The sequence below is a fragment of the Nocardia sp. FBN12 genome, assembly GCF_054031145.1.
In genome coordinates this window covers 5,553,670-5,576,977 of the sequence record NZ_CM132926.1, presented here as the reverse complement: position 1 = coordinate 5,576,977, position 23,308 = coordinate 5,553,670, and the positions used below count along the sequence as shown (strand labels likewise).

Sequence of the window (23,308 nt, the reverse complement as noted above, 5' to 3'; positions counted from 1 at the left end):
CTAGACGCTACGACTTCGGTTGGGTGAGGTCGTAGAGGGTTACTCCGTCGACTGTCGTCGCGGTGTAGTTCGCCGTCACCCAGGCGGTGATCGCCGAGCTGGTCGACGCACTGTTCCCGCCGGGCCCACCCCGGCCACCGCCGACGAAGTAGTGGATCTTTCCGTCGGCCACGTACTGCTTGAACTGTTCGAGGGTGGGCGACGGGTCGCTGCCGTTGAAACCGCCGATCGGCATCACTGGCAACTCGGTGGCGAGCTGATACCCGGCGGCGCTGTTGGAACCGACCGCCGCCGCGACCCAGGTGTAGTCGGTGCCGTTCGACTCGAGCAGGGTGACGATCTGATCGCTCGGACGTGACCCGCCCAGCAATCCACCCGCGCCACCCCTGCGCTGCGCACCAGCGTTCGAGCCGCCCGCACCCTGTGCCGAACCGCCCGCCGCCGCGCCATCTTGCCCTGGCACGCCACCGTCCGAGGGGATGCCCGCAGCGGCACCGTCCGACGGCATGCCGGTCTGGGTGCCGTCCGGGGGCGTACCGCCGGTCGATGGCGCGCCGTTTCCCGCACCAGTGGTGGTGGATCCGTCGGCACCGGGTCTGCCATCGTCCCCACCGGGACGCATTCCGGGTCCACCCATTCCGCGCATCCCACCAGAACTCGGTCCAGCCGACGGGATCGAACCGGAGTGCGCGGAGGCGAGGGTGTCGGCGGAGTAGGCGATCGGCCCGGCCAGCCCGATGAACGCGGCGGCGAGCGCGACGATCACCGATTGCGTGCGCGCGAGCGGGAACAGGAAGGCCACTGTGGCGATCACACCGACAGCCAGAATCGCCCATCGCAACCATGGCTGGAAGGAAGCGCTGCGCGACAACAACATCCACGCGGTCGCCGTGGTGAGTGCGATGGCCACAGCGCCTGCGCACCGCACCCACAACCGGTCGCGCGAACTCCAGATCTGCACGGACCCGATCCCGACCAGCGCCGCGACAGCAGGCGCGAGCGCCACCGTGTAGTACTGGTGGAAGATCCCCGCCATGAAGCTGAAGACGAGCCCGGTGACGAGAAGCCAACCGCCCCACAGGATCAGCGCGGCCCGCCGGCGATCGGTACGCGGTGCGCGCCCGCGCAACACGAGCCCGGCCACCAGCGCGACCAGTGCGGCCGGAATCAACCAGGCGATCTGACCGCCCTGCGCGGCATCGAACATCCGGGCGATCCCGGTGCTGCCCCACATCCCGTTCCCGCCCGCGGGCAGCTCGCCACCGGGCCCGACACTGCCGGTCTCGTTGCCGTTCAGCCGCCCGAGCCCGTTGTATCCGAGGGTGAGCTCGATGATCGAATTGTTCTGCGACCCACCGATCCACGGTCGCGAATCCGCAGGCCACAGCTCCACCGCCAACAACCACCAGCCCGCCGCCACCACCATCGCCGCACCGGCGGCGAACAACTGCGCGACCCGCTTGCCGAGCTTCGGGGGCCCGGCGAGCAGATACATCAGCGCCAACGGCGGCACAACCAACAGCACCTGCAACTGCTTGGCCAGGAACCCGAATCCGATGAACCCGCCGGTGAGCAGCAACCAGCGCCACCGCCCGTCCGTGACCGCACGCGTCATCGCCCAGGCGGCCGCTGTCATCAGCAAGACGAGCAGCGCATCCGGATTGTTGAACCGAAACATCAGCACCGCGACAGGAGTCACCGCCAGCACCGTTCCCGCGATCAACCCCGCGGCGGGCCCGAACGACCTGCGCACCGTCGCCCACAACAGCGCGACACTCGCCACGCCGAGCAGCACCTGCGGCACCAGCATGCTCCAGCTGTTGAGCCCGAACAGCCGCACCGACAGTTCCATCACCCACAGCGAAGCGGGCGGCTTGTCCACGGTGATCGAGTTCGCGGCATCGGAGGAGCCGAAGAAGAACGCCTCCCATGATTGCGAACCCGCTTGTACCGCAGCGGCATAGAAGTCATTCGCCCAGCCGTTGGCGCTCAGGTTGACGAGGTAGCAAACCAGTGTGCCGAGTAGCAGCGCCGCTAAAGCCGGACGCTCCCAACGGTTTCGGGTCGGCTCGATGTGCGCGAGGTCGGTGCGCGATGCGGGGGCGACTGTCGCGGTCATCGACGCACCTCCGAAGTGCCAAGGCGCGCTGCTGGAGCCGTTGCGTGGGTGGCAGTCCCGGGAACGCGGGCAATGCTCACGGTCCGCTCGGAGCTGGTTCCGCAATCCGAGCCTTGACCATCTCGCATACCTGACGCGCTACCGAGTTCGGCATTCCGGAACACCCAGCGCAGCCCAACAAAACGGGCAAGTGTCGCAACGAGATTGGCGGTGATCAGCACCGTGAGTTCCACCGCCACAGGTACGTCGGGAGCCCAGCGATGCAGGGCGAACAGCGAACCGCTGGTGATCGCGAGCCCGAACGCGAAGATGGCCAATCCTTGGAACTGGTGCGAGATCGCGTCCCCGCGTCCGCGGACACCGAAGGTGAAGGCCCGGTTGGCCGCCGTATTGCCCACCGCCGTCACCAGCAGCGACACCAGATTGGCGCCCTGGCTGCCGACCAGCGGCTGCAACAGCAGATACAGCGCGATATAGGCGAGCGTCGAGGTCACCCCCACGATCGCGAATCGCACCAACTGCCCGACCATCCCGAGCGGCACCCCGGCGATCAGCGGTTCACGCCCGACGGCGGCCCGCAACTCGTCCATCGGGAGAGCGCCGGTGGTCAATGCCCTGGTCAACCGCCAGATCCCGCGCAGATCCTTACGCGCGGTATCGATGATGTCGACCCGGCTGTCGGGATCGTCGATCCAGTCGACGGGCACCTCGTGAATCCGCAGACCCGCCCGCTCGGCCAGCACCAGCAGCTCGGTATCGAAGAACCATTCGCCATCGCGTACCAGCGGCAGCAGCTCACGAGCGACCTCGGTTCGCACGGCCTTGAATCCGCATTGCGCATCCGAAAAGCCGGCCCGCAGTGTGGTTTTCAACAGCAAGTTGTAGCAGCGGGAGATGATTTCACGCTTGGGTCCGCGCACCACTCGCGACGACGCGTCGAGTCTGGTGCCGATCGCGAGATCGGAATGCCCGGACACCAGCGGCGCGACCAGCGGCAGCAGCGCGTTCAGATCGGTCGACAGATCGACGTCCATGTACGCGACCACCGCCGCATCCGAGCTCTCCCACGCGGTGCGCAAGGCCCGCCCACGCCCTTTGGCGTCCAGGTGCAACACCGCGACGCCGTCGAGTTCGGCCGCCAGCAGCTCGGCCACCGCGAGGGTGGCGTCGGTGCTGGCGTTGTCGGCGATGGTGATGCGGGCGGTGAAGGGGAATCCGGCGCGCAGATAGGCGTGCAACCTACGCACGCACAGGCCGAGATCGACCTCTTCGTTGTACACGGGTATCACTACGTCGAGCACCGGCGCGCGGCTGCTCTGCATGGCCTTCTGCTCGGCCTCGGTCTGAGTCATGCCACCCAGACTCGATGGCCGCGCTGCCACCGAGCTGGGACCGAGCTGGGAGGTTGCTGGGGATCGTGCTCAGCCGCGACGTACGCGCAGCACGCTGTCGGCGCGCTCGCCGGCCACGCCATCGGGGCTGGTCGAGGGGGTGTGGACCAGTTCGGCGGTCTCCACCTGCCACTCGGGTCCGAGCTCGAGCTGCTCGAGAACCTGCTCGATGGTCGGGAACACATGGGCGTGCATCTCGCTGGACGCCCAGCTCGGCGCGGCCGCGTGCGCGCCGATCACCAGCACCCCACCCGGTGCGACGGCGGCCGCCGCGCTGCGCAGAATCCCCGCCCGCTCGTCCGGGCGCTCCACCGGCGAGTGCAGGAACTGCGCGGACACCAGGTCGAAGCTGCCAGCGGGGAAACTCGCCTGCAGGTCGTGGCGCTCCCAGGTGATCGTCACGCCCGCCTCGGCGGCCCGCTGCGCACCGCGCTCCATCGCGGTCTCGGAGATGTCCGCCGCGGTGACCTGCCAGCCGCGCTTCGCCAACCAGATCGCGTCGGCGCCCTCGCCGCAGCCCAGATCGAGAGCCGTCCCCGGGGCCAGCTCGGCGACCTCTCGCACCAGGAGGGGGTTCGGGTTGCCGGTCCAGATCTGCTCGCGCTCGCGGTAGAAGTCTTCCCAGAACTCTTCGGCGTTCGCCACGGTCTCGGTCATCGATGCTCCTGGTCAGTCCGGGTGAAATGTTCATCCGATAGTGCATCGGCACCTTCTTAATCCGCCAGAAAATTTGCCGTTTCGGCAATTGTATTCCCGGTCTCGGGAGGGTGCGTATCCCGCGACGTGGCCCGTCCTAGTATTACTGACGTGACGCGCGGTTACCCCAAGACGGACGAGGCGCCGCGCCGTCGTGTCGACGCGCGGACCGAACGCTGGCGCGAGCATCGCGTGCAGGTGCGCATCGAGTTCGTCGACGCGGCTTTCCGGGCGCTCGATCAGCTGGGCCCCGATGTGAGCATGGGCGATATCGCCAAGGAAGCGGGCGCGGCCAAGCCGAAGCTGTATCGCCATTTCGAGGACAAGTCCGACCTCTACAACGCGATCGTCGATCGGGTGCGCGACATGCTCTGGGAGCGGGTGCTCACCAGTGTGAATCTCACCGACGATTCGATCGCCGAACTCGTCCACACCGCGGCCGCCGAATATGTGGCGGTGGTGTCGGCGCACCCGAATGTCTTCCGGTTCATGCTGCACAGCCATTTCAGCCAGCAGGCCAAGGAAACCGAACGAGCCCTGGTGGCGGCCCGTCAATCCGCAAGGCGCGCAGCGGAATTCTTCGCGGATCTGCTGCCGACGGAATCGATCGACGTGGCCGGGATCGAATTGGTGAACTATTCGATTTTCGGTGCGGTCGCCTCGGCCACGGACTGGTGGCTCGGCGCGAATCAACGCGAGGTATCGGCGATGCCGGTCGAGCGCTTCGTCGACTATCTGGCCGAGAGCATCTCGGCTTTGGCACAGGCACATGCCCGCTTCAACGGGGTCAAGATCGACACATCGAGCCCTTTGCGCATCGCTTTCGGTCTCGACTGAATCCACCGCGCCCGGCACGAACTCCGTTGTTCTCGTCGATCACGTCGTTGGGGTCGACGGTGGGTGCGATGAGTTCAGTATGAACCTGGGCACCGACAAGTTCGCGACGCCACGCTAGACGTCGGTACGCAGTCTCCAGAGAGGTGAGACAGGGCCGTGACCTGCGCCTAGATCGTACGAGGCGGCCAGGCAGCGGTAGGTCCACTCCTTCGCGAACTCGACCGCGTCGGGCACCGGGTAGCCGTTGGCGAGCGCGCTGGCGATCGCCGCCGCGAGGGTGTCGCCGCCGCCGTGGTCGTTGCCGGTGGCGATGCGCGGCGCGGTGTATTCGCGGAAGGTGTCGCCGTCGTAGAGCAGATCGGTGCTGACCTCCGACGCGCGCAGGTGCCCGCCCTTCACGATCGCCCACTGCGCACCCAGCCCGTGCAATGCCTCGGCGGCCTTGCGCGCGGTGGCGTCGTCGACCACCTCGATGCCGGTGATCAGGCGCACCTCGTCGAGGTTCGGAGTGACGACGGTAGCGAGCGGGATCAGCGTATTGCGCACTGCTTCAAGGGCTTCCGCGTGCAGCAGGGGGTCTCCGTGCATGGAGGCCGCGACCGGATCGACCACAAGGGGGATGGTGCCGCCGCGCCCGATCCCGAGCTCACGGCAGACCCCCGCGACCGCCTCGATGATCGCGGTGGAGGCGAGCATGCCGGTCTTGGCCGCGCCGATGCCGATATCGCGAACGACCACCCGCACCTGGTCGGCCACGACCTGCGCCGGAATCTCGTGAAAACCACTGACGCCCACCGTGTTCTGCACGGTCACCGCGGCCACCGCCACGCACGCGTGCACGCCACACAGCGCCATCGTGCGCGAATCGGCCTGGATGCCCGCGCCGCCGCCGGAGTCGGTGCCCGCGATGGTGAGCGCGCGAACGGGGGTCTGGCCATCGGGGGTCAGCGGCAACATCTTCACGCCCCAACCCTACGACCGCCGCTGCCGCGGGGGGACCCCACCTATCCATCGCAAATGAAAACCATTATCATTAACTCTCGTGACCAACTCCCCGACACCATCGCTGCCCGTCGCCGTCCTGTCCGGCTTCCTCGGCGCGGGCAAGACCACGCTGCTCAACCACATCCTCGCCAACCGCGACGGCCGCCGGGTCGCGGTGATCGTCAACGACATGAGCGAGGTCAATATCGACGCGGCGCTGGTCGCGGGCCAGGGGCACCTCGACCGCACCGAGGAAAAGCTGGTCGAGCTCACCAACGGCTGCATCTGCTGCACCCTGCGCGAGGACCTGATCGAGGCCGTCGCGCGGCTGGCGCGCGAGGGCCGCTTCGACCAGCTGGTGATCGAGTCGACCGGCATCTCCGAACCGATGCCGGTGGCCGCCACCTTCGACTGGGAGTTCGACGACGGGTTCAGCCTCGGCGACATCGCCCGGCTCGACACCATGGTCACCGTCGTCGACGCCTCGACCTTCCTGGCCGAACTGGTTCGTGGACAGGCACTCGCCGATCGCGATCTCGAAGCGGGCGAGGGTGACGCGCGCTCGATCGCGGATCTGCTGGTCGACCAGGTGGAGTTCGCCGATGTGCTGCTGATCAACAAAACCGACCTGGTCAGCGCGAACGCCGCGGCCACCGTCGAGGCGACCGTGCGCAGGCTCAATCCTCGCGCCCATGTGCTGCGCACCGAGAAGGGCGTTGTCGACCTGTCCGAGGTGCTCGCCACCGGCCGCTACAACCCGGAAGTCGCTGCCGAATCGGACGGCTGGGCAGCGGAATTGACCGGCGGGCACACGCCCGAAACCGAGGAATACGGGATCAGTAGCCTCACCTTCATCGCCGACCGGCCGTTCCATCCGCAGCGCCTCGCCGACGTGCTGGCCGGGATGCGGGGAATGTTGCGCAGCAAGGGATTCTGCTGGATCGCGAGTCGTCCCGAGCTGGCGGCGATCTGGTCGCAGGCCGGTCCGAATATCACCTTCGAGCCGGGGGCGTGGTGGTCGGAACTGGAAGTGCCTGCCGGGCAAGAGCTCGTGTTCATCGGGGTGCGCCTCGACGCGCCCGGCGTCCGGCGCGAGCTCGAGGCCGCCCTGCTCACCGATGCGGAGTTCGCGGCGGGCGTGGGGGCGTGGACCGGCTACCCCGATCCGTTCCCGGCCTGGGCTGACCTGCACGAGCATCACTGATTGGCATCTTTGCTGCGCGTATCACACTGCGCTGGTGCATGATTCGAAGGGGCCGCGACCCACGCACCGATGAGGGGAGCGTGGGCCGCGGCACCTGGACCTCGCCGCGTCAGGCGAGTCCGGCGAAGAACGCACGGATGTCGCCGACCAGCACCTCGGGTGCCTCGTGCGCGGCATAGTGCCCGGCCGCGTCGTTCGCGCCACCCTCGCCCGTGCTGGTGTCGTAGGAATTCCAGCGCACGATCTGGCGGTGATCGCGCTCGGCGAACCGGCGGATGGACTGGAAGTCGCCCGCGAACATGGCCAGCGCGGTCGGGACCGTGGTCGGCTCGGTCGGCTGCTCGCCTGCGTGCGCGTCCTCGTAGTAGAAGCGCAGCGACGAACCGGCCGTCCCGGTGAGCCAGTACAGCGCCACGTTCGCGATCACGAACTGCGCGTCGAGCGATTCGCCGAACAGCTGCGCGTTCCAGCCGAGCAGGCCCACCGGGGAGTCGGCGAGCGCGTAGGCCAGGGTCTGCGGCTGCTGGCTGTGCAGGGTATTGAAGGCCATCTTGTTCTCGTGGAACCACTGAAGGTGTTGCAGCGCGGCCATATCCGCCTCGGAGAGGCCCTCGAACTCGGCCGGGTCGCCGGACGGGAACGAGAACAGCTGGGTGACGTGCACGCCGATCACGTTCTCGGGCACAATGCGGCCGATCTCGGGGGAGACCATCGACCCACCGTCGTTGCCGATGGCGCCGTAGCGCTGGTAGCCGAGGCGCGACATCAGTTCGGCCCAGGCGCGGGCGGTGCGGTAGCGGTTCCAGCCGGTGCTGCGGGTGGGCCCGGAGAAGCCGAAACCGGGCAGCGACGGGATGACCAGGTGGAAGGCCGGCTGATCGGCCGATTCCGGCTCGGTGAGCGGGGCGATCACGTCGAGGTATTCGAGGATCGAACCGGGCCAGCCGTGGGTGAGGATCACCGGCGTCGCGTCGGGGCGCGAGGAGCGGATATGCAGGAAGTGGATGTCCTCACCGTCGATCTCGGTGGTGAACTGCGGGTAGGCGTTGAGCTCGGATTCCAGTGCGCGCCAATCGAACTCCTCCAGCCAGTACTTGGCGAGGGTTCGCACCCGGCCGGCGGGCACGCCGTAGGCGTCGCCGACGCCGGGCAGTTCGTCCGGGTACAGGGCGTTGCGCAGGCGGTCGGCGAGTTCGTCGAGGCGGGCCTGCGGAACTTCGATCTGGAAGGGGGTGATGGTGGCCATGTCGACTCCTCAAATTGAAACGGAATGTTTCGTTCTGTTTCAAACGTAACAGAACGGAGCATTCCGTTTCAAGTGGTAGGCTGATATTCATGGCGAAGCAGAACGAAACCGCAGATCAGCCCCGGTTGCCCGGTCGTAAGGCGCAGGCCGCGCGCAACGACGGACTGATCCTCGATGCCGCGCGTGCGGTGTTCCTCGATGATCCGAACGCGCCGATCGCCGCTGTCGCCGAACGAGCGGGGGTGGGGATCAGTGCGCTCTATCGGCGTTATCCGAGCAAGGAGGTGTTGCTGCGCACGCTGTGTCACGAAGGGCTGCGGCGGTTCAACGCGGAAGGCGATGCGGCGCTGGCGGAGTCGGATGGGTGGCGGGGGTTCGTGACGTTTCTGGAGCGGGTTGTCGAGGCTGATGTGCACTCGCTGACCGTGCGGCTGGCGGGGACCTTCACTCCGGATGAGTCGATGCTGCCCGACGTGGTGCACTCCGGCCAGGTCGGCGAGGAGCTGGTCCGCCGGGCCCATGCGAGTGGCCGCCTACGTGCTGATGTCGACGCACTCGACCTCGGGCTGATCCTCGAGGCCTGCTCGGCCATCACTATGCCCGACCCGGTGCGGACAGCTGAGCTGCGCCAGCGAATGCTCGCATTGATGGTGGACGGGCTGACCGCAGAGGGCGAGCTCCCAGGCCCGCGCCCTGCTGCGGGCGAGTTCGCTTGGCGTTGGGAACGCAAGTCCTGACCGTGGTGGTGTGCGGCTGGCAGACTTGGCGCAACATCGGTGACTACCACGCGGAGGCGCGTAGTGAACTGGACCCTGGAAGTTGTGATCGTGCCGGTTTCCGATATCGACCGGGCCAAGGATTTCTATGCCGGCCAGCTCGGCTTCACCGTCGACCACGACACGGTGATCTCCGACGACGTGCGGATCGTGCAGCTCACCCCGCCGGGATCGGGCTGCTCGATCGTCATCGGCAAGGGGGCGGTTCCGCACATGCCGCCCGGATCGCTGAAGGGCCTGCAGCTCGTCGTCCCGGACATCAAGCAGGCACATGCCGAACTCGTGGCGCGTGGGGTCGAGGTCACCGAGGTGCAGGAGCTCGGCAAGAATCCGCGGCCGGTCCCGCATCCGCTCGACAATGTGGGCTTCGTCTTCTTCAGCGATCCCGACGGCAACAGCTGGGGTGTCCAGCAGATCTCGAGCCGGGCGGAGTAACCCTCGAGCTGATTTGAACCCTGTCGGCACGGGCCGCTGGGCGGGCACCATGCTCGCATGCTGTTGGAGAAGTTCACCGAAACCGACGAGCGACGGGTTCCGCTGTACCGCCGCCCGGGGTTCCTGCGTGCGCTCTCGCCGATCGCGTTGTTGCTCGTCTGGCAAGTGGGCAGCACCAGCGGGTGGATTCCGCCCAAGAAGCTGCCCGCGCCGTCCGCGGTTCTCGACGCGGGACTCGAGACCTATCGGTCCGGCCAGCTCACCGAGGCACTGCTGGTTTCCGGCCAGCGCGCGCTGTACGGCTTCGCGCTCGGCGCGGTGCTCGCGTTGGTGCTCGGCGTTCTCGCCGGTCTGAGCAAGATCGGTGAGTACGCGGTCGACCCGCCGCTGCAGATGATCCGCACCATCCCGCTGTTCGGTCTGATTCCGCTGTTCATCATCTGGTTCGGCATCGGCGAGGAACCCAAGGTCTACCTGATCGCGCTCGGCGTGTTCTTCCCGCTGTACCTCAACACCTTCTCGGGCATCCGCCAACTCGACCCGAAACTGCTCGAACTCGGCAGCGCCCTGCGCCTCGGCCTCGGCGAACGTCTGCGCCTGCTGATCATCCCCGGCGCCCTGCCGCAGATCCTGGTCGGCGCCCGGCAGAGCCTCGGCATCGCCTGGCTCTCGCTCATCGTGGCCGAACAGATCAATGCCAGTGCGGGTCTCGGCTTCGTCGTCAACAATGCCCGCGAATTCCTGCGCACCGACATCGTCGTCTTCGGCCTGATGGTCTACAGCCTCCTTGGCCTGCTCACCGACTCGCTCGTGCGGCTGCTCGAACGTCGCGCCCTGCGCTGGCGCCCGGCGGTGCACCACTGATGTCCGTTACTTCCGCCGGCTCGAGGACCCACCCCGTCCCGATGGCCGGCCGGCCAGCTACCCGCCGCCGTTCGATTGCGAGGTTCACCTCATGACCGCTGCCGCCACCACTGTCGCCCCCATCGGCTCGCGTGCGGCCGCCGCTCGAATCACCGGTCTCAGCAAGCGATTCGGTGAACGTAGCGTGCTAGACAGGATCGATCTCGAGATCGGCGTCGGCGAGATCGTCGCACTGGTCGGACGCAGCGGATCGGGTAAGTCCACGCTGTTGCGGATCCTCGCCGGGCTCGATACTCCCACTCGCGGTGCGGTTTCCGTCGACGGCAGGCCGACGATCGTCTTTCAGGAACCGCGGTTGATTCCGTGGCAGCCGGTGGTGCGCAATGTCGCGCTCGGCAGGCCGAAACCGCGCAATCGGCGTGCCGACGAGCAGGCCGCGCGTGAGCTGCTCGCCGAGGTCGGCCTCGCCGGTCGCGCCGATGCCTGGCCGCTGACGCTGTCGGGCGGTGAGGCCCAACGTGCCGCGCTGGCACGGGCATTGGTGGCCGAGCCGACCCTGTTGCTGCTCGACGAACCGTTCGGCGCCCTCGACGCCTTGACCCGCCTGACCATGCACGAGCTCCTGCTCGGCTTGCACGCCCAGCGCGAATTCGGCGTTCTGCTCGTGACTCACGATGTGCTGGAAGCGATCACGCTAGCCGACCGAGTGCTGGTACTCGACGAGGGTCGCATCGCCGCCGATGTGCGCATCGACCTGGCACGCCCACGCACCGCCGCCGCACCCGAAGTCGCCGAGTATGCGACCCGGCTGCTCGCGCTACTCGGTGTGACGCACTGACACCACCAGCCGTCGAAGACGCGTCGCGCACTGCGCGACGGAACTCTGTTGTCTCCCACGCACGAAAGTTGTTCCCGTGAAACGCACTCCGAAGTCCCGTCTGACCGGTCTGGCATTCGCCGTCGTCGCCGCGCTCTCCTTGAGCGCCTGCGGCGACGACGTGGCGACCGAGGCCGCGCCGTCGGGGCCGGTCGACCTCAGCACCGTTACGCTGAAAGTCGGTGACCAGAAGGCGATTTCGATCGAGGTGTTGCTGAAGGCGTCGGGCCAATTGGAGAACTTGCCCTACAAGATCGAATTCTCGACCTTCACCGCCGGTCTGCCGCTGGTCGAAGCGGCGAGCGCGGGGGGCATCGACATCGCTCAAACGGGTAATACCCCGGTGATCTTCGGTGCGGCGGCCGACGCCGATATCAAGATCGTCGGTGCGCTTTCGGCGACCGGTAAAGGCGACGCGATCCTGGTCGGCAAGGACTCGGCGATCGGTTCCGTCGCAGCGCTCAAAGGCAAGAAGGTCGCTGTCTACAAGGGCAGTTCGGCCAACGCGAACCTGCTCCTGCAACTGCAGAAGGCGGGTCTGTCGCTGAGCGATATCGAGCCGGTCTACCTCGCCCCCGGCGATGGCTACACCGCGCTCACCCGCGGTGACGTCGACGCCTGGGCCACCTGGGATCCCTACACCGCCATCGCCGAAAAGGAGTCCGGCGCCAAGTCGATCGCCACCGCCGACCAGGCCGCCAACGGCTACAACTTCTGGGTCGCGGGCAACAAAACCGTCGCCGACGCGGGCAAATCGGCTGCGCTGGCCGACTTCTTCCAGCGCTATGCCGCGGCGACGAAATGGTCCTCGGACAATCTGGACACCTGGTCGACCAAGTACGCCGAACTGACCCAGATCAGCGTGGATGCCTCCCGCACCACCTGGACCCGCTCGATCAAGGAGCCGATCACGCTGTCCGATCAGGTCATTGCCTCGGAACAGGAGATCGCGGACGCGTTCACCGAGGCCAAGGCTATTCCGGGGAAGGTCGACTTCGAGTCCTTTGTCGATACTCGGTTCGACAAAGGGTAGAGGGGGATCGGGGGTACCCGGGCCGGGGCGTTGACGCGACGGCGACGGATCGGGGTTGCCGGGTGGCGGGCCCGGTGTTGGGTAGGTTGAGCGGTGGATCGCGTGCTACTGATCCGGATACCGGAGGTGACCAGGGATCGGGTGAGGTGGCGTGGTGGGTGAGACGACGCAGACGTACGGCGCGATCAGGTGGGTCATGCTCGGCGTGCTGTGCGCGAGTCTGTTGCTGGTGGCGATGGATGCCACCATCCTCAATGTGGCGTTGCCGTCGCTGATCGAGGATCTGCAGGTCGGGCCGCTGGAACAGCTGTGGATCATCGACATCTACGGGCTCGTACTCGGCGGGCTGCTCATCACCACCGGTGCGCTCGGGGATCGGGTGGGGCGAAAACTGTTGTTCATCAGCGGTTTCGTGCTGTTCGGTATCGCTTCGGTGGTCGCGGCTACGGCGGGGAGCGCGGCCCAGCTGATCGGTGGGCGGGTGCTGCTCGGGATCGGCGGGGCGATGGTGATGCCGTCGACGCTGTCGCTGATCCGCAATATCTTCATCGACGCGCGCGAACGCACCATGGCCATCGGGATCTGGGCCGCGGTCGCGGGGGTCGGTGCCACTGTCGGACCTATCGTCGGCGGGTTCCTCGTCGAGCATTTCGGGTGGGCGTCCGCGTTCTGGCTCAATGTGCCGGTGGTGCTCGTGACGGTCGTGGTCGGGCTGTGGGTGCTGCCGGAATACCGTGCGCCACAGGCGGGCAACCTCGACTGGTTCGCCGCCGCGCTCTCGGTCGCGGGCATCGTCTGCCTGGCCTGGGGAATCAAGCACCTCGCGAAAGGTGAAGCGAGCGTGGTGGACTGGGTGATCCTGATCATCGGCATCGCCGCACTGGCCTGGTTCACCCGTCGCCAGCTCACCGCCACCGACCCGCTGCTGGACGTGCGCCTGTTCCGCAACGGCGCGTTCACCGCGGCCGCCGTCGCGACCCTGCTTGCCATGATGGCGATCGGCGCGGCCATGTTCCTGATCTCGCTGTGGCTCCAATATGTCCACGGCTACAGCCCTTCGCAGGCGGGTATCCGGATGTTGCCCGCCGCGCTCACTCTCCTCACTGCCTCGCTACTGACACCGATACTGATGGAGAAGATCGGTGTCCGCGCGGTGCTCGGCGTCGGTCTCGGCGCGGTCGCCCTCGGCTTCCTGCTCCTGGCGGTGAGTCCGGAACCCACCACCTATCCGGTGGTCGCGCTGGTCCTGGTGTCCTTCGGCCTCGGCGACGGCATGGCTGTCACCGCGGCGGCAGCCGTCCTCGTGGGCGCCGTCCCCGCCGACCGTGCCGGCCAAGCGGGCGCGGTGGAGGAGACCAACTACGAGGTCGGCGTCGGTTTCGGCGTCGCCCTGCTCGGCAGCCTGCACGCCAGAATATTCAGCCAGCACATGACAGATCTACCCGTGCCCGCCGACCGCCTCGACCAGGCGAGCGGTTCGATCGGTGGCGCCGCCGAGGTAGCCGCCGACCTGCCCGAACCGGCCCACACCCAGCTGGCCCAAGCCTCGACCCATGCCTTCGACGTCGCCCTCACCACCACGTCCTACATCTCCGCCGCGGTGGTAGCCGTCGTCACCGTCGTCACCGTCTGGCTCGTCCCCAAGGGCTTCCGCGTCACCGGCGGCCACTGAACCTGCGGGTCCACCCTTGACGCAACCCGAAGGTTGCAATATTGTGAGTAGCAACCAATCGGTTGCTATATAGAGGAGGCGTCATGGGATTCCCTGATCAGATCGTGCGGACTGTCGAGCTCGCGCACCCGCCGCAGAAGGTATGGGCGGCACTGACAACGGCCGAGGGGCTCGGGAGCTGGTTCGGAAATACCGCCACTATCGATCTGCGACCCGGGGGTGCGGCGCGGATGACGTGGAACGAGGGCGGGCACGTCGCGAACATGCGGGTCGAGCGGGTGGAGGAGGCGACCGTGTTCGGCTACACCTGGCCGATCTATGGATTGCCCGACGATGACCCGCGACGAACCTACGTGGAGTTCACGCTCGAGCCGGTCGGTGCTGGGACACGGCTGACCGTCGTCGAGACCGGGTTCGCGCAGCTGTCCGACGATGCCTACAAGGAGGCGTTCGAGGGCAATGTCGGTGGCTGGAAGAGCGAACTGGGTGAGCTGGTCGAGTACCTCGATGCGGCCTGAGTTAGAGGAGACCGCCGAACGGGTCTTCGTCGCGCTGGCGGATCCGAGCAGACGAGCGGTGCTGGCCGCCCTCGCCGCCGACGGGCCCGCCACCGCGACAGACCTTGCCGATCGCCTGCCCATCACCCGGCAGGCGATCGCCAAACACCTTGTCCTGCTGGCAGACGCGGGTCTGGTGATCGCGGAACCGGGGGAGCGGCGCCGAGTGCGCTACCGCCTCGACTCCGCCCCCATGCAAGTGGCCCAGCAGTTTCTGGCCGCCATGGCCCGTGACTGGGACGGGCCGTTCGACGCCCTCCGGCGACATCTGGACGGCTGAACCGAAGGAAAAGCAATGAGCGACAAGAACTTCACCGCGAGCACCACCGTCGACTCGACCCCAGGGGAAGCGTTCGCGGCGATCAACAATGTGCGCGGCTGGTGGAACGAGACGATCGAAGGCACTTCGGGCACCGTCGGCGACAGCTACCGGTTCGAGGTCCCCGGCGCGCACCGCTGCACCATGACCACCACCGAGTCGATTCCCGGCAAGCGCCTGGTCTGGCACGTCACCGACACTTACATATCCTTCATCGACGACACCGCCGAATGGGAGGACACCGACGTGGTTTTCGACATCGTCGAACGCGACGGCGGCACCGAGATCCGTTTCACCCATGTGGGTTTGCGCCCGGCCGACGAATGTTACGAGGTGTGTGCCAATGCCTGGGGCGGCTACATCACCAAGAGCCTGCACGAGCTGATCACCACCGGCACCGGTGACCCGTTCCACACCGACAGCACCTTCGATTCCGAACTGCTCGAGCACGGCAACACCGACCTGGTGAAGTCGCGCCCCTGAGTCGCTAGCGCGGTGCCAGCAGCAGCGTCTGGGTGCTGCGACCCAGGGGCCCGGTCTCGTCGAAGAGCGCGGATTCGGCGAGACCGATGCCGTGCGGTTGCGGATGGGTGACCGCGTCGAGGCACACCCATTCGCCGACCGGCTGACGATGCAGCGTGACGGTTAGATCGGTATTGATGAACAGGTACTTCGACCAGTCGAGGACGGCACTCACACCATTGCCGGAATCGGCGGCCGCGAGAGCGCGCTCGAGCGGGCTCGCAGTGGTGCCCGCGACGATCGGGTACTTCAACCGGATCCAGCAGACCGCGGGGCCCGGCTCATCGAAAGACCCGGTAGCGAAGCGATATTCGATGCCGGTGTGGAATCCCACCTCGTGATCGGTCGGGAACGGCGACGGCTCGGTCGTGGTGGGTAGCGGCCTCGTGCCTGTCGGCAGGAACTCGGCCGGCAGATCGAGGGCGGGCTCGGCGAGCTTGAGCCGCCACGCGTTCGCCCGCATCACCGGGCCACGCTCCGACGACAGGGTCGCCTCGATCAGTTCGACACTGCGCCCCGATCGCACCACCTTCGCCTGCGCGGTGAGCGGAGCCAGCGGCACCGGCCCGAGAATCTCGACGGCGACCCGCCCGACCTGGAATCCCGGCCGCGGCTCGCAACGCTCGATCACGTGGCCGAGCAGCGCCGACGGGGGTCCCGCGTGCTGCGCGTCGGGTGACCACGGGCCCCGTGTCAGTTCGGTGGAAACGAACCGATTCGGGTCCGACGGGTCGGGGAGATAGAACGCATCGGCCATATCGCCGACGCTACCGCAGCACCGCCGACCCGGAACAAGCCGCGGTGCCGCTCGCGACTGCCCGCCCGGTCGTGACCGGGCGGGCAGCGGCGGATCAGACGATGGGCAGGTAGACCTGGCTGCCGTGGTCGGCGAACTCGGCGGACTTCTCCGCCATGCCCGCCTCGATGGCGGCCACATCGGTCAGCCCCTGCTTCTCCGCGTACTCGCGCACATCGGCGGAGATACGCATCGAGCAGAACTTCGGACCGCACATCGAGCAGAAGTGGGCGGTCTTGGCGGGCTCGGCAGGCATGGTCTCGTCGTGGTACTCCCGGGCGGTGTCGGGATCGAGCGAGAGCGCGAACTGGTCGTGCCAGCGGAATTCGAAACGGGCCTTGGACAATTCGTTGTCGCGGTCCTGGGCATGCGGGTGGCCCTTGGCGAGGTCGGCGGCGTGGGCGGCGATCTTGTAGGTGATCACGCCGACCTTGACGTCGTCGCGGTTGGGCAGGCCGAGGTGCTCCTTGGGGGTGACGTAGCAGAGCATCGCGGTACCCGCCTGGGCGATGATCGCGGCGCCGATGGCCGAGGTGATGTGGTCGTAGGCGGGCGCGATATCGGTGGCCAGCGGGCCGAGGGTGTAGAACGGTGCCTCTTCGCACAGCTCTTCCTCGAGGCGGACGTTCTCGACGATCTTGTGCATCGGCACGTGGCCGGGACCTTCGATCATCACCTGCACGCCATAGGATTTCGCGATCTTGGTGAGCTCGCCGAGGGTGCGCAGCTCGGCGAACTGGGCTTCGTCGTTGGCGTCGGCGATGGAGCCCGGACGCAGGCCGTCACCGAGGGAGAAGGTGACGTCGTAGCGCGCCAGGATCTCGCAGAGTTCACGGAAGTGCGTGTACAGGAACGATTCCTGGTGATGCGCCAAACACCAAGCCGCCATGATGGATCCGCCGCGCGAGACGATGCCGGTGACGCGCTTGGCGGTGAGCGGGATATAGCGAAGCAGCACGCCCGCGTGCACGGTCATGTAGTCGACACCCTGCTCGCACTGCTCGATCACGGTGTCGCGGTACATCTCCCAGGTGAGCTTGGTGGGATCACCGTTCACCTTCTCGAGGGCCTGGTAGATCGGCACGGTGCCGATCGGGACCGGCGAATTGCGCAGGATCCACTCGCGGGTCTCGTGGATGTTCTTGCCGGTGGACAGGTCCATGATGGTGTCGGCGCCCCAGCGCGCGGCCCACACCATCTTCTCGACTTCCTCGGCGATCGACGACGACACCGCCGAGTTGCCGATATTGGCATTGATCTTGACCAGGAACTTCTTGCCGATGATCGTCGGCTCCAGCTCCGGGTGATTGTGGTTGGCCGGAATCACCGCGCGACCGAGCGCGACCTCGTCACGCACCAGCTCGGGCGAGACGCCTTCACGGGCGGCGATGAACCGCATCTCGGGGGTGATGATGCCCTCACGAGCCCAGTGCAGCTGGGTGCGCGGGCCGTCGACGGTGGGCTTTTCCCATTCGTCACGCAGTTTCGGCAGCCCGGCCTCGAGGTCGATCACCGCGTTGCCGTCGGTGTACGGCCCCGAAGTATCGAAGACATCGAAATGATCGCCGTTGGTGAGATTGATCCGGCGAACGGGGATGCGCAGGTCGTCTACCTGCTGATAGTGCTTGACGCTGCCCTGGATCGGACCGGTGGTGACGGTATCGACCGTCCTGTCAGAAGACGTGTTCGAGCCCATGCGTGTTCCTCCCTACGCCGGCATTACCCGGTCAGGTTCATACGGTCGACGGCCCTGACGCCCGATTGGGCTAGCCGTCCTCTCAGCCCGCTGGTGCGAGCCCCCGTGCTTGTTCGAGCGCTGCCGCGAGCCCCTCCTCGAGGTCGGGGCGTGCGTGGCTGTTCGAAGTCTAGGCGTCGAGCTGGTTGTCCGCTAACGAGTGCCGGTTTCGGTCAGCTGCCGTTCAACCGGCGCCGCAGTGTCGTCGGACTCGGCCAATCCGAACTTGCTGTGCAGCACCACCAGTGGCTTCGGCGCCCACCAGTTCCAGGTGCCCATCATTCGCATGAGTGCCGGTGCGAGCAGGCCGCGGATGACCGTCGCGTCGCTGATCACCGCGAGCGCGCAGCCGAGACCGAACAGTTTCATCATCGACACACCGGAGGTGGCGACGCCGAGGAACACGATGCTCATCAGCAACGCCGCGGCGGTGAAAATGCGCCCGGTCCTGGCCACCCCCATCGCGACGGCCTGGGTATTGCCCTCGGTGGTCTTCGGCCCGGCCAGCCATTCCTCGCGGATGCGCGAGAGCAGGAAGACCTCATAGTCCATCGACGCGCCGAAGGCCAGGCTGAACATGAGGATGGGCATGGCCAGGTTGAGGGTGCCGGTGGCGGTGAAGCCGAGCAGTTCCGACAGGTGGCCTTCCTGGAAGATCCACACCATCGCGCCGAAGGTCGCCGCCAGCGACAGGATATTGAGGATCAGCGCCTTGATCGGCAGCACCACGCTGCCGGTGAACAGGAACAGCAGCACCAGCGTGGTGAGCGCGATCAGCGCGCCCGCCAGTGGCAGTTTGCCGGTGATCGCGTCGACCGAGTCCTGGTTGAGTGCGGCCGGGCCGGTGATCAGGGCCTTCGACGGCGCGGGGACGGCGCGCAGGGCGTCGAGTTGGGCCCCGCCCGCGTCGGAGTAGGGGTCGAGGGCGGTGCCGACCGACAGGTACGCACCGTGCCGCGCGTCCGTCATCTCGGGTACGCCGGCAGCCACTCGCATCCCGTTGCGGTACACCGCCGCGCTGCTGAGGACTGCGGGTACGTCGGGCACCTTGGACAGGTCGCGGGCATAGGTGTCGAGTTCTGCTGCGCTGCCACGGAATTCGGGCAGCACGATGGTCGCGCTCGAGGCGAGGTCGGCGTCGAAGTCGGTGCGCAGGATGTCGCCCACCTCGCGACTGGCGACATCGGTGGGCAGCGCCCGGTCGTCGGGATAGCCGAACTGGACACCGAGGAACGGCGAGCCGAGCAACAGCAGGAACGCGGTGGTGGCCAGCGCGATCGACATCGGCCGCTTCATCACCGCGATGACGAGGCGATACCAAAATGTCTGGCGCGGTTCCTTTTCCGTGCGAGGTGCCAGCCGGAACAGCCGTCGCATCGGCGCCCGCAGGTCGCCCGCGTCGATGCGATCGCCGACCAGGATGAGCAGCGCGGGCAGCACGATCACCGCGGCGGCCGCGGCGGCGGCGACCACGGCGATGCCCGCATAGGCGAACGACTTGAAGAAGTACTGCGGGAACACCAGCAGCGCCGACAGCGAGAGTGCGACAACCAGTGCCGAGTACACGACCGTGCGACCGGCGGTCTGGATCGCGCGGGTCACCGCTTTCGTCGGCGTAGCGCCCGCGGTCAACTCTTCGCGATATCGGCTCACGATGAACAGGCTGTAGTCGATCGCCAGCGCGAGTCCGAGTGCGGTGGTCATGTTCAGCGCGAAGATCGACACGTCGGTGAGTGAGGTCAGTACGCGCAGAATGCCCAGTGACGCCGCGATGGCGAACAGCCCGATCGCGATCGGGAGCGCGGCGGCCATCAGACTGCCGAACACCAGGGCCAGCAGCAGACCGGTGATCGGGATCGCGATCGCCTCGGCGATGATCAGATCCTTGCTGATCTGGGTGTTGATATCGGCGAAGGAGGCGGCGAGCCCACCGGCCTTGACCGTGACCGGACCGCTCTCCACCTGCAGTTCTTCGCTCAGCATCGCCGCCCGAACGGGCAGTTCGGCGTCGTCGCCCTCGATGCTGGCCAGGATCAGCGCGTGCTTGCGATCCTTGCTGAGCATCGCCTGTTTGAGATCGGGGCGCGCCGTCCAATACGACTGCACGCCGCTGACGATCTCGGGATGGCTGTCGAGGACGGCGAGCGCATGGTCGGCGGCCGCGCGGGCGTCCGCGGAATCGGCCACGCCCTCGGCGGAGATCGTCAGGACGTAATTGGGCTCACTGCCGGGGAAGTGCTCGCTCAGGTATTGGCTGGCCTGCACCGAATCGAGATCTTCAGTGACGAATCCGCCCGATTTCATGTGCGAGTGTACGGTTGCGCCGATCGTGCCACTCAGGATCATCAGCAACAGCGCGACCGCGACCACCCACCGTGGTCGGGCAACGGCGGTGTGGGCGATTCTCGTCAACATCGTCGGGCCCTCTTTGTCGGGAACTGCTCGGAAACGGTCGAACCGTCACCGTATCCCGTGCTCAATTGCTCCCGATACCCCCTCGGGGCGGAGGAATGGCGAGTATCATCTCCGCCCCTGGGTGGACGCTACCGGCGACCCGCTGTGGTTAACCCGCGGACGACCCGTTGAAGAGCGCGGCCACCAGCAGGCTGAGGTGATAGGGAACCTGTTCCGCCGAGCTGGGTGCGCAGGGGACCGGGTACGGCCCGCACTCGGCGGCGGCGGGCGCGGCCAGTGGAAGCTGAACGAGGCCGATGACAGCGAGACCGGCCGCGGTGGCGACAAGAGATTTCATGTGGTCAACGTAGGTCGCGGTGGTGGACACCGGCAGACCGGAGTTCTAGGGGCGTGAAGTGTTGTGCGCGGGCAGGATTCGCCCGCTGACCTGGCCGAGGCCGATCCGTCTTCCGGCCGTGCCGGGGGCGGTGGCTGTGATCGTCACCTCATCCGCGTCGGCCAGGAAGGTGCGTGAGTCGGCGCCGATGGTGATGGATTCGGAGCCACTCCAGGACAATTCGATGAACGAGCCGCGTTGTGACGGCTCGGGGCCGGAAATCGTGCCGGAGGCGTAGAGGTCGCCCGGGCGGATCGAGGCGCCGTTGGCGGTGAGGTGGGCCAGCATCTGGGCGGGGGACCAGTACATGCGTGAGTAGGGCGGGTGCGTGACGACCTCGCCGTTCCAGGCGACCGCGAGGTCGATGTCAAGGCCGAAGTCGTCGGTGCCGCGCAGGTAGGGGAGCGGTTCGGGGTCCTGTACCGGAAGCGGTACCCGGGCCTCGGTCAGCGCGGCCAACGGGGTGATCCAGGCCGAGATCGAGGTGGCGAACGATTTGCCGAGGAACGGGCCGAGTGGTTGGTACTCCCAGGCTTGGATATCTCGCGCCGACCAGTCGTTGACCAGGGCGACGCCGAAGACATGCTCGGTGAATTCGTCGACGGTGACCGGTGCGCCGAGGGTGGAGCCGGTTCCGACGACGAAGCCCAATTCGGCCTCGATGTCCAGGCGCGCGGACGGACCGAAATCAGGTGTGCCGGAGGCTGTTCGGCGCTGGCCGCGCGGCCGGATGATCGGCGTATCCGACACGACGACGGTGCCCGCCCTGCCGTGATAGCCCACCGGTAGGTGCCGCCAATTCGGTAGCAGCGGTTCACTGTCCGGCCGGAAGAGCCTGCCGAGATTGGTGGCGTGGTCGATGCTGGCGTAGAAGTCGACGTAATCGCCGATCCGCACCGGCAATGCCATTCGCACCGAAGACACGGGATACACGGTATCGACCGGCAGCGCGGTGTCGGCGAGTGCGCGCAATCTCTCGCGGACCTCGTGCCAGCGGCTGGAACCCTGCGCGAGAAAGGCGTTCAGGTCGGGCCGTGCGAACACCGGATCATCCAGCAGCGCAGCCAGATCGAGCACCATGTCACTCAACCGGCAACCGACCCGGAGTTCACCGTCGGGTGGTGCGAAAACGCCGTAGGGCATGTTCTCCGGCCCGAACAGGGAGTCGGCGGGCACCTCCACGCGCAGCACGCTCATCCGAGCCCTGGCCCGCGACCCGACCAAGTCCACGCATAAGCGGGGTCTTCGCAGGCCAGCGCCCCTTCGCCGAGTTGCAGCGGCCGGAACGTATCCACCATCACCGCCAGTTCGTCGAAGAACTCCGCCCCGATACTGCGTTCGTAGGCGCCCGGTTGTGGGCCGTGCGCGTAACCGCCCGGATGCACCGACACCGAACCCTGAGTGATGCCGGAACCCTTGCGCGCCTCATAGTTTCCGCCGCAATAGAACATGATCTCGTCGGAATCCACATTGGAGTGGTAGTACGGCACCGGAATCGACAGCGGGTGATAGTCCACCTTGCGCGGCACGAAATTGCAGATCACGAAATTGGTGGCCTCGAAGGCCTGATGCACCGGCGGTGGCTGGTGTACGCGGCCGGTCAGCGGTTCGAAATCGGCGATATTGAAGGTGTACGGGTACAGGCAGCCATCCCAGCCGACGACATCGAACGGATGCGTCGCATACGTCATCCTGGTGCCGATCACCTCGTTGCCCGCGCGATGCTTGACCAGCACCTCCACGTCGGTGTCCTCGACGAGCAGCAAGTCGAGTGGTCCGTGCAGATCTCGCTCGCAGTACGGCGAATTCTCCAGTAGCTGACCGAATTTCGACAGGTAGCGCTTGGGTGGGGTGATGTGGCTAGACGCCTCGATCACGTACGCGCGCAACGGTTCCTCGCCCATCGGCAGCCAGCGGTGGGTCGTCGCGCGCGGCATGAGGACCTGATCGCCTTGGCGCACCGGCAGGACCCCGAACACGCTTTCCACCACGGCCGCACCGGATTCCACATACACCAGTTCGTCGCCGATGGCATTGCGGTACAGCGGGGACGCGCCCTTGGCGACCACGTACGAGATCCGTACATCGGCATTCGCCAGCAGCAGTCTGCGCCCGGTCACTGGGTCGGTCGTGCTGGCCGTATCGCCGGGGAACAGCAGCGGCAGCCGCAGATGACGGTGGTGCAGTGGATGATTCGGCGTCAACGTCTGGTCTGGCAGGTCCCAGACGGTCGCGTCGACGATCGCGGGCGGCAGGGCGCGGTGATACAGCAGCGAGGAGTCTCCGGAGAACCCCTCCTCGCCCATCAACTCCTCGTAATAGAGGCTGCCGAACTCATCCCGATGCTGGGTATGCCGCTTCGGCGGCACCGCACCAACCCGGCGGTAGAACATCGACGGCACCTCCCGCTTCGTTGCAGGCTGAAATTTCTCCCTCCAACGTAACCGAGAACGC

At 66.8% G+C, this 23,308-nt stretch carries 22 protein-coding genes; 11 read left to right on the top strand and 11 right to left on the bottom strand.

Features of this window, described 5'->3' with window-relative positions; genetic code table 11:
* Positions 1 to 7 precede the first annotated feature (7 nt).
* The 3 genes from ACWZHB_RS26300 to ACWZHB_RS26290 form a co-directional block, all read right to left on the bottom strand.
* A complete protein-coding gene (locus tag ACWZHB_RS26300; RefSeq protein WP_427904469.1) occupies positions 8 to 2,119 on the bottom strand; it encodes a glycosyltransferase family 39 protein in 2,112 nt (703 codons plus the stop codon).
* Complete coding sequence (locus tag ACWZHB_RS26295) at positions 2,116 to 3,471, bottom strand: glycosyltransferase (protein ID WP_427904468.1); 1,356 nt, start codon at positions 3,469 to 3,471, stop codon at positions 2,116 to 2,118. The genes ACWZHB_RS26300 and ACWZHB_RS26295 overlap by 4 nt, the downstream gene beginning before the upstream one ends.
* 69 nt (positions 3,472 to 3,540) lie before the next feature.
* A complete protein-coding gene (locus ACWZHB_RS26290; RefSeq protein ID WP_427904467.1) occupies positions 3,541 to 4,167 on the bottom strand; it encodes a class I SAM-dependent methyltransferase in 627 nt (208 codons plus the stop codon).
* A 150-nt stretch (positions 4,168 to 4,317) separates the two neighbouring features.
* On the opposite strand from ACWZHB_RS26290, the gene ACWZHB_RS26285 reads away from it, so the two are divergent.
* A complete protein-coding gene (locus tag ACWZHB_RS26285; protein WP_427904466.1) occupies positions 4,318 to 5,043 on the top strand; it encodes a TetR/AcrR family transcriptional regulator in 726 nt (241 codons plus the stop codon).
* 114 nt (positions 5,044 to 5,157) lie between these two features.
* Here the strand turns inward: ACWZHB_RS26285 and thiD are convergent, their stop codons facing one another.
* The gene (gene thiD, locus ACWZHB_RS26280; RefSeq protein WP_427904465.1) at positions 5,158 to 6,006 is read right to left on the bottom strand and encodes a bifunctional hydroxymethylpyrimidine kinase/phosphomethylpyrimidine kinase; all 849 of its coding nucleotides are present in this window, start codon (positions 6,004 to 6,006) and stop codon (positions 5,158 to 5,160) included.
* A gap of 79 nt (positions 6,007 to 6,085) precedes the next feature.
* Here thiD and ACWZHB_RS26275 point away from each other — a divergent pair, with 79 nt between their 5' ends.
* Complete coding sequence (locus ACWZHB_RS26275; RefSeq protein ID WP_427904464.1) at positions 6,086 to 7,231, top strand: GTP-binding protein; 1,146 nt, start codon at positions 6,086 to 6,088, stop codon at positions 7,229 to 7,231.
* A 109-nt stretch (positions 7,232 to 7,340) separates the two neighbouring features.
* Here the strand turns inward: ACWZHB_RS26275 and ACWZHB_RS26270 are convergent, their stop codons facing one another.
* The gene (locus tag ACWZHB_RS26270) at positions 7,341 to 8,477 is read right to left on the bottom strand and encodes an epoxide hydrolase family protein (protein WP_427904463.1); all 1,137 of its coding nucleotides are present in this window, start codon (positions 8,475 to 8,477) and stop codon (positions 7,341 to 7,343) included.
* Between the two features lie 89 nt (positions 8,478 to 8,566).
* On the opposite strand from ACWZHB_RS26270, the gene ACWZHB_RS26265 reads away from it, so the two are divergent.
* The 9 genes from ACWZHB_RS26265 (at position 8,567) to ACWZHB_RS26225 (ending at position 15,493) form a co-directional block, all read left to right on the top strand.
* Entirely contained in the window at positions 8,567 to 9,214 is a 648-nt protein-coding gene (locus tag ACWZHB_RS26265) for a TetR/AcrR family transcriptional regulator (protein WP_427904462.1), read from the top strand.
* Between the two features lie 63 nt (positions 9,215 to 9,277).
* A complete protein-coding gene (locus ACWZHB_RS26260) occupies positions 9,278 to 9,688 on the top strand; it encodes a VOC family protein (protein WP_427904461.1) in 411 nt (136 codons plus the stop codon).
* A gap of 57 nt (positions 9,689 to 9,745) precedes the next feature.
* On the top strand, positions 9,746 to 10,552 hold the full coding sequence (locus tag ACWZHB_RS26255; protein WP_427904460.1) for an ABC transporter permease: 807 nt from the start codon (positions 9,746 to 9,748) through the stop codon (positions 10,550 to 10,552).
* A 91-nt stretch (positions 10,553 to 10,643) separates the two neighbouring features.
* The gene (locus ACWZHB_RS26250) at positions 10,644 to 11,390 is read left to right on the top strand and encodes an ABC transporter ATP-binding protein (protein ID WP_427904459.1); all 747 of its coding nucleotides are present in this window, start codon (positions 10,644 to 10,646) and stop codon (positions 11,388 to 11,390) included.
* A 76-nt stretch (positions 11,391 to 11,466) separates the two neighbouring features.
* Positions 11,467 to 12,462: an ABC transporter substrate-binding protein gene (locus tag ACWZHB_RS26245; protein ID WP_427904458.1), complete on the top strand. Its 996-nt coding sequence runs from the start codon at positions 11,467 to 11,469 to the stop codon at positions 12,460 to 12,462.
* Between the two features lie 154 nt (positions 12,463 to 12,616).
* Positions 12,617 to 14,134 (top strand): MFS transporter, encoded by a 1,518-nt coding sequence (locus ACWZHB_RS26240; RefSeq protein ID WP_427904457.1) that lies wholly within the window; start codon positions 12,617 to 12,619, stop codon positions 14,132 to 14,134.
* An 83-nt stretch (positions 14,135 to 14,217) separates the two neighbouring features.
* On the top strand, positions 14,218 to 14,652 hold the full coding sequence (locus ACWZHB_RS26235; protein ID WP_427904456.1) for an SRPBCC domain-containing protein: 435 nt from the start codon (positions 14,218 to 14,220) through the stop codon (positions 14,650 to 14,652).
* Entirely contained in the window at positions 14,642 to 14,971 is a 330-nt protein-coding gene (locus ACWZHB_RS26230; protein ID WP_427904455.1) for an ArsR/SmtB family transcription factor, read from the top strand. Before ACWZHB_RS26235 ends, ACWZHB_RS26230 begins: the two co-directional genes overlap by 11 nt.
* Before the next feature lie 15 nt (positions 14,972 to 14,986).
* On the top strand, positions 14,987 to 15,493 hold the full coding sequence (locus tag ACWZHB_RS26225) for an SRPBCC family protein (RefSeq protein ID WP_427904454.1): 507 nt from the start codon (positions 14,987 to 14,989) through the stop codon (positions 15,491 to 15,493).
* 4 nt (positions 15,494 to 15,497) lie between these two features.
* Here ACWZHB_RS26225 and ACWZHB_RS26220 read toward each other — a convergent pair whose 3' ends face one another.
* From ACWZHB_RS26220 to ACWZHB_RS26195, 6 genes are all read right to left on the bottom strand, one after another.
* Positions 15,498 to 16,289, bottom strand: a complete 792-nt coding sequence (locus tag ACWZHB_RS26220; protein ID WP_427904453.1) for a thioesterase family protein — start codon at positions 16,287 to 16,289, stop codon at positions 15,498 to 15,500.
* Between the two features lie 94 nt (positions 16,290 to 16,383).
* Entirely contained in the window at positions 16,384 to 18,024 is a 1,641-nt protein-coding gene (gene thiC / locus ACWZHB_RS26215) for a phosphomethylpyrimidine synthase ThiC (RefSeq protein WP_427904452.1), read from the bottom strand.
* Between the two features lie 192 nt (positions 18,025 to 18,216).
* A complete protein-coding gene (locus tag ACWZHB_RS26210) occupies positions 18,217 to 20,478 on the bottom strand; it encodes an MMPL family transporter (protein ID WP_427904451.1) in 2,262 nt (753 codons plus the stop codon).
* Positions 20,479 to 20,626: 148 nt separating this feature from the next.
* A complete protein-coding gene (locus ACWZHB_RS26205; protein ID WP_427904450.1) occupies positions 20,627 to 20,815 on the bottom strand; it encodes a hypothetical protein in 189 nt (62 codons plus the stop codon).
* A gap of 45 nt (positions 20,816 to 20,860) precedes the next feature.
* Positions 20,861 to 22,051, bottom strand: coding sequence for a fumarylacetoacetase (gene fahA, locus ACWZHB_RS26200; protein WP_427904449.1), 1,191 nt, complete (start codon positions 22,049 to 22,051; stop codon positions 20,861 to 20,863).
* Positions 22,048 to 23,247 (bottom strand): homogentisate 1,2-dioxygenase, encoded by a 1,200-nt coding sequence (locus tag ACWZHB_RS26195; RefSeq protein ID WP_427904448.1) that lies wholly within the window; start codon positions 23,245 to 23,247, stop codon positions 22,048 to 22,050. Before ACWZHB_RS26195 ends, fahA begins: the two co-directional genes overlap by 4 nt.
* Positions 23,248 to 23,308: the final 61 nt, after the last annotated feature.

Coding starts and splice junctions, on each gene's coding strand:
- ACWZHB_RS26300 (WP_427904469.1), bottom strand. CDS start 2,119: ATGACCGCGACAGTCGCCCCCGCATCGCGCACCGACCTCGCGCACATC.
- ACWZHB_RS26295 (WP_427904468.1), bottom strand. CDS start 3,471: ATGACTCAGACCGAGGCCGAGCAGAAGGCCATGCAGAGCAGCCGCGCG.
- ACWZHB_RS26290 (WP_427904467.1), bottom strand. CDS start 4,167: ATGACCGAGACCGTGGCGAACGCCGAAGAGTTCTGGGAAGACTTCTAC.
- ACWZHB_RS26270 (WP_427904463.1), bottom strand. CDS start 8,477: ATGGCCACCATCACCCCCTTCCAGATCGAAGTTCCGCAGGCCCGCCTC.
- ACWZHB_RS26265 (WP_427904462.1), top strand. CDS start 8,567: ATGGCGAAGCAGAACGAAACCGCAGATCAGCCCCGGTTGCCCGGTCGT.
- ACWZHB_RS26255 (WP_427904460.1), top strand. CDS start 9,746: ATGCTGTTGGAGAAGTTCACCGAAACCGACGAGCGACGGGTTCCGCTG.
- ACWZHB_RS26250 (WP_427904459.1), top strand. CDS start 10,644: ATGACCGCTGCCGCCACCACTGTCGCCCCCATCGGCTCGCGTGCGGCC.
- ACWZHB_RS26235 (WP_427904456.1), top strand. CDS start 14,218: ATGGGATTCCCTGATCAGATCGTGCGGACTGTCGAGCTCGCGCACCCG.
- ACWZHB_RS26230 (WP_427904455.1), top strand. CDS start 14,642: ATGCGGCCTGAGTTAGAGGAGACCGCCGAACGGGTCTTCGTCGCGCTG.
- ACWZHB_RS26225 (WP_427904454.1), top strand. CDS start 14,987: ATGAGCGACAAGAACTTCACCGCGAGCACCACCGTCGACTCGACCCCA.
- ACWZHB_RS26220 (WP_427904453.1), bottom strand. CDS start 16,289: ATGGCCGATGCGTTCTATCTCCCCGACCCGTCGGACCCGAATCGGTTC.
- thiC (WP_427904452.1), bottom strand. CDS start 18,024: ATGGGCTCGAACACGTCTTCTGACAGGACGGTCGATACCGTCACCACC.
- ACWZHB_RS26210 (WP_427904451.1), bottom strand. CDS start 20,478: ATGTTGACGAGAATCGCCCACACCGCCGTTGCCCGACCACGGTGGGTG.
- ACWZHB_RS26205 (WP_427904450.1), bottom strand. CDS start 20,815: ATGAAATCTCTTGTCGCCACCGCGGCCGGTCTCGCTGTCATCGGCCTC.
- fahA (WP_427904449.1), bottom strand. CDS start 22,051: ATGAGCGTGCTGCGCGTGGAGGTGCCCGCCGACTCCCTGTTCGGGCCG.
- ACWZHB_RS26195 (WP_427904448.1), bottom strand. CDS start 23,247: ATGTTCTACCGCCGGGTTGGTGCGGTGCCGCCGAAGCGGCATACCCAG.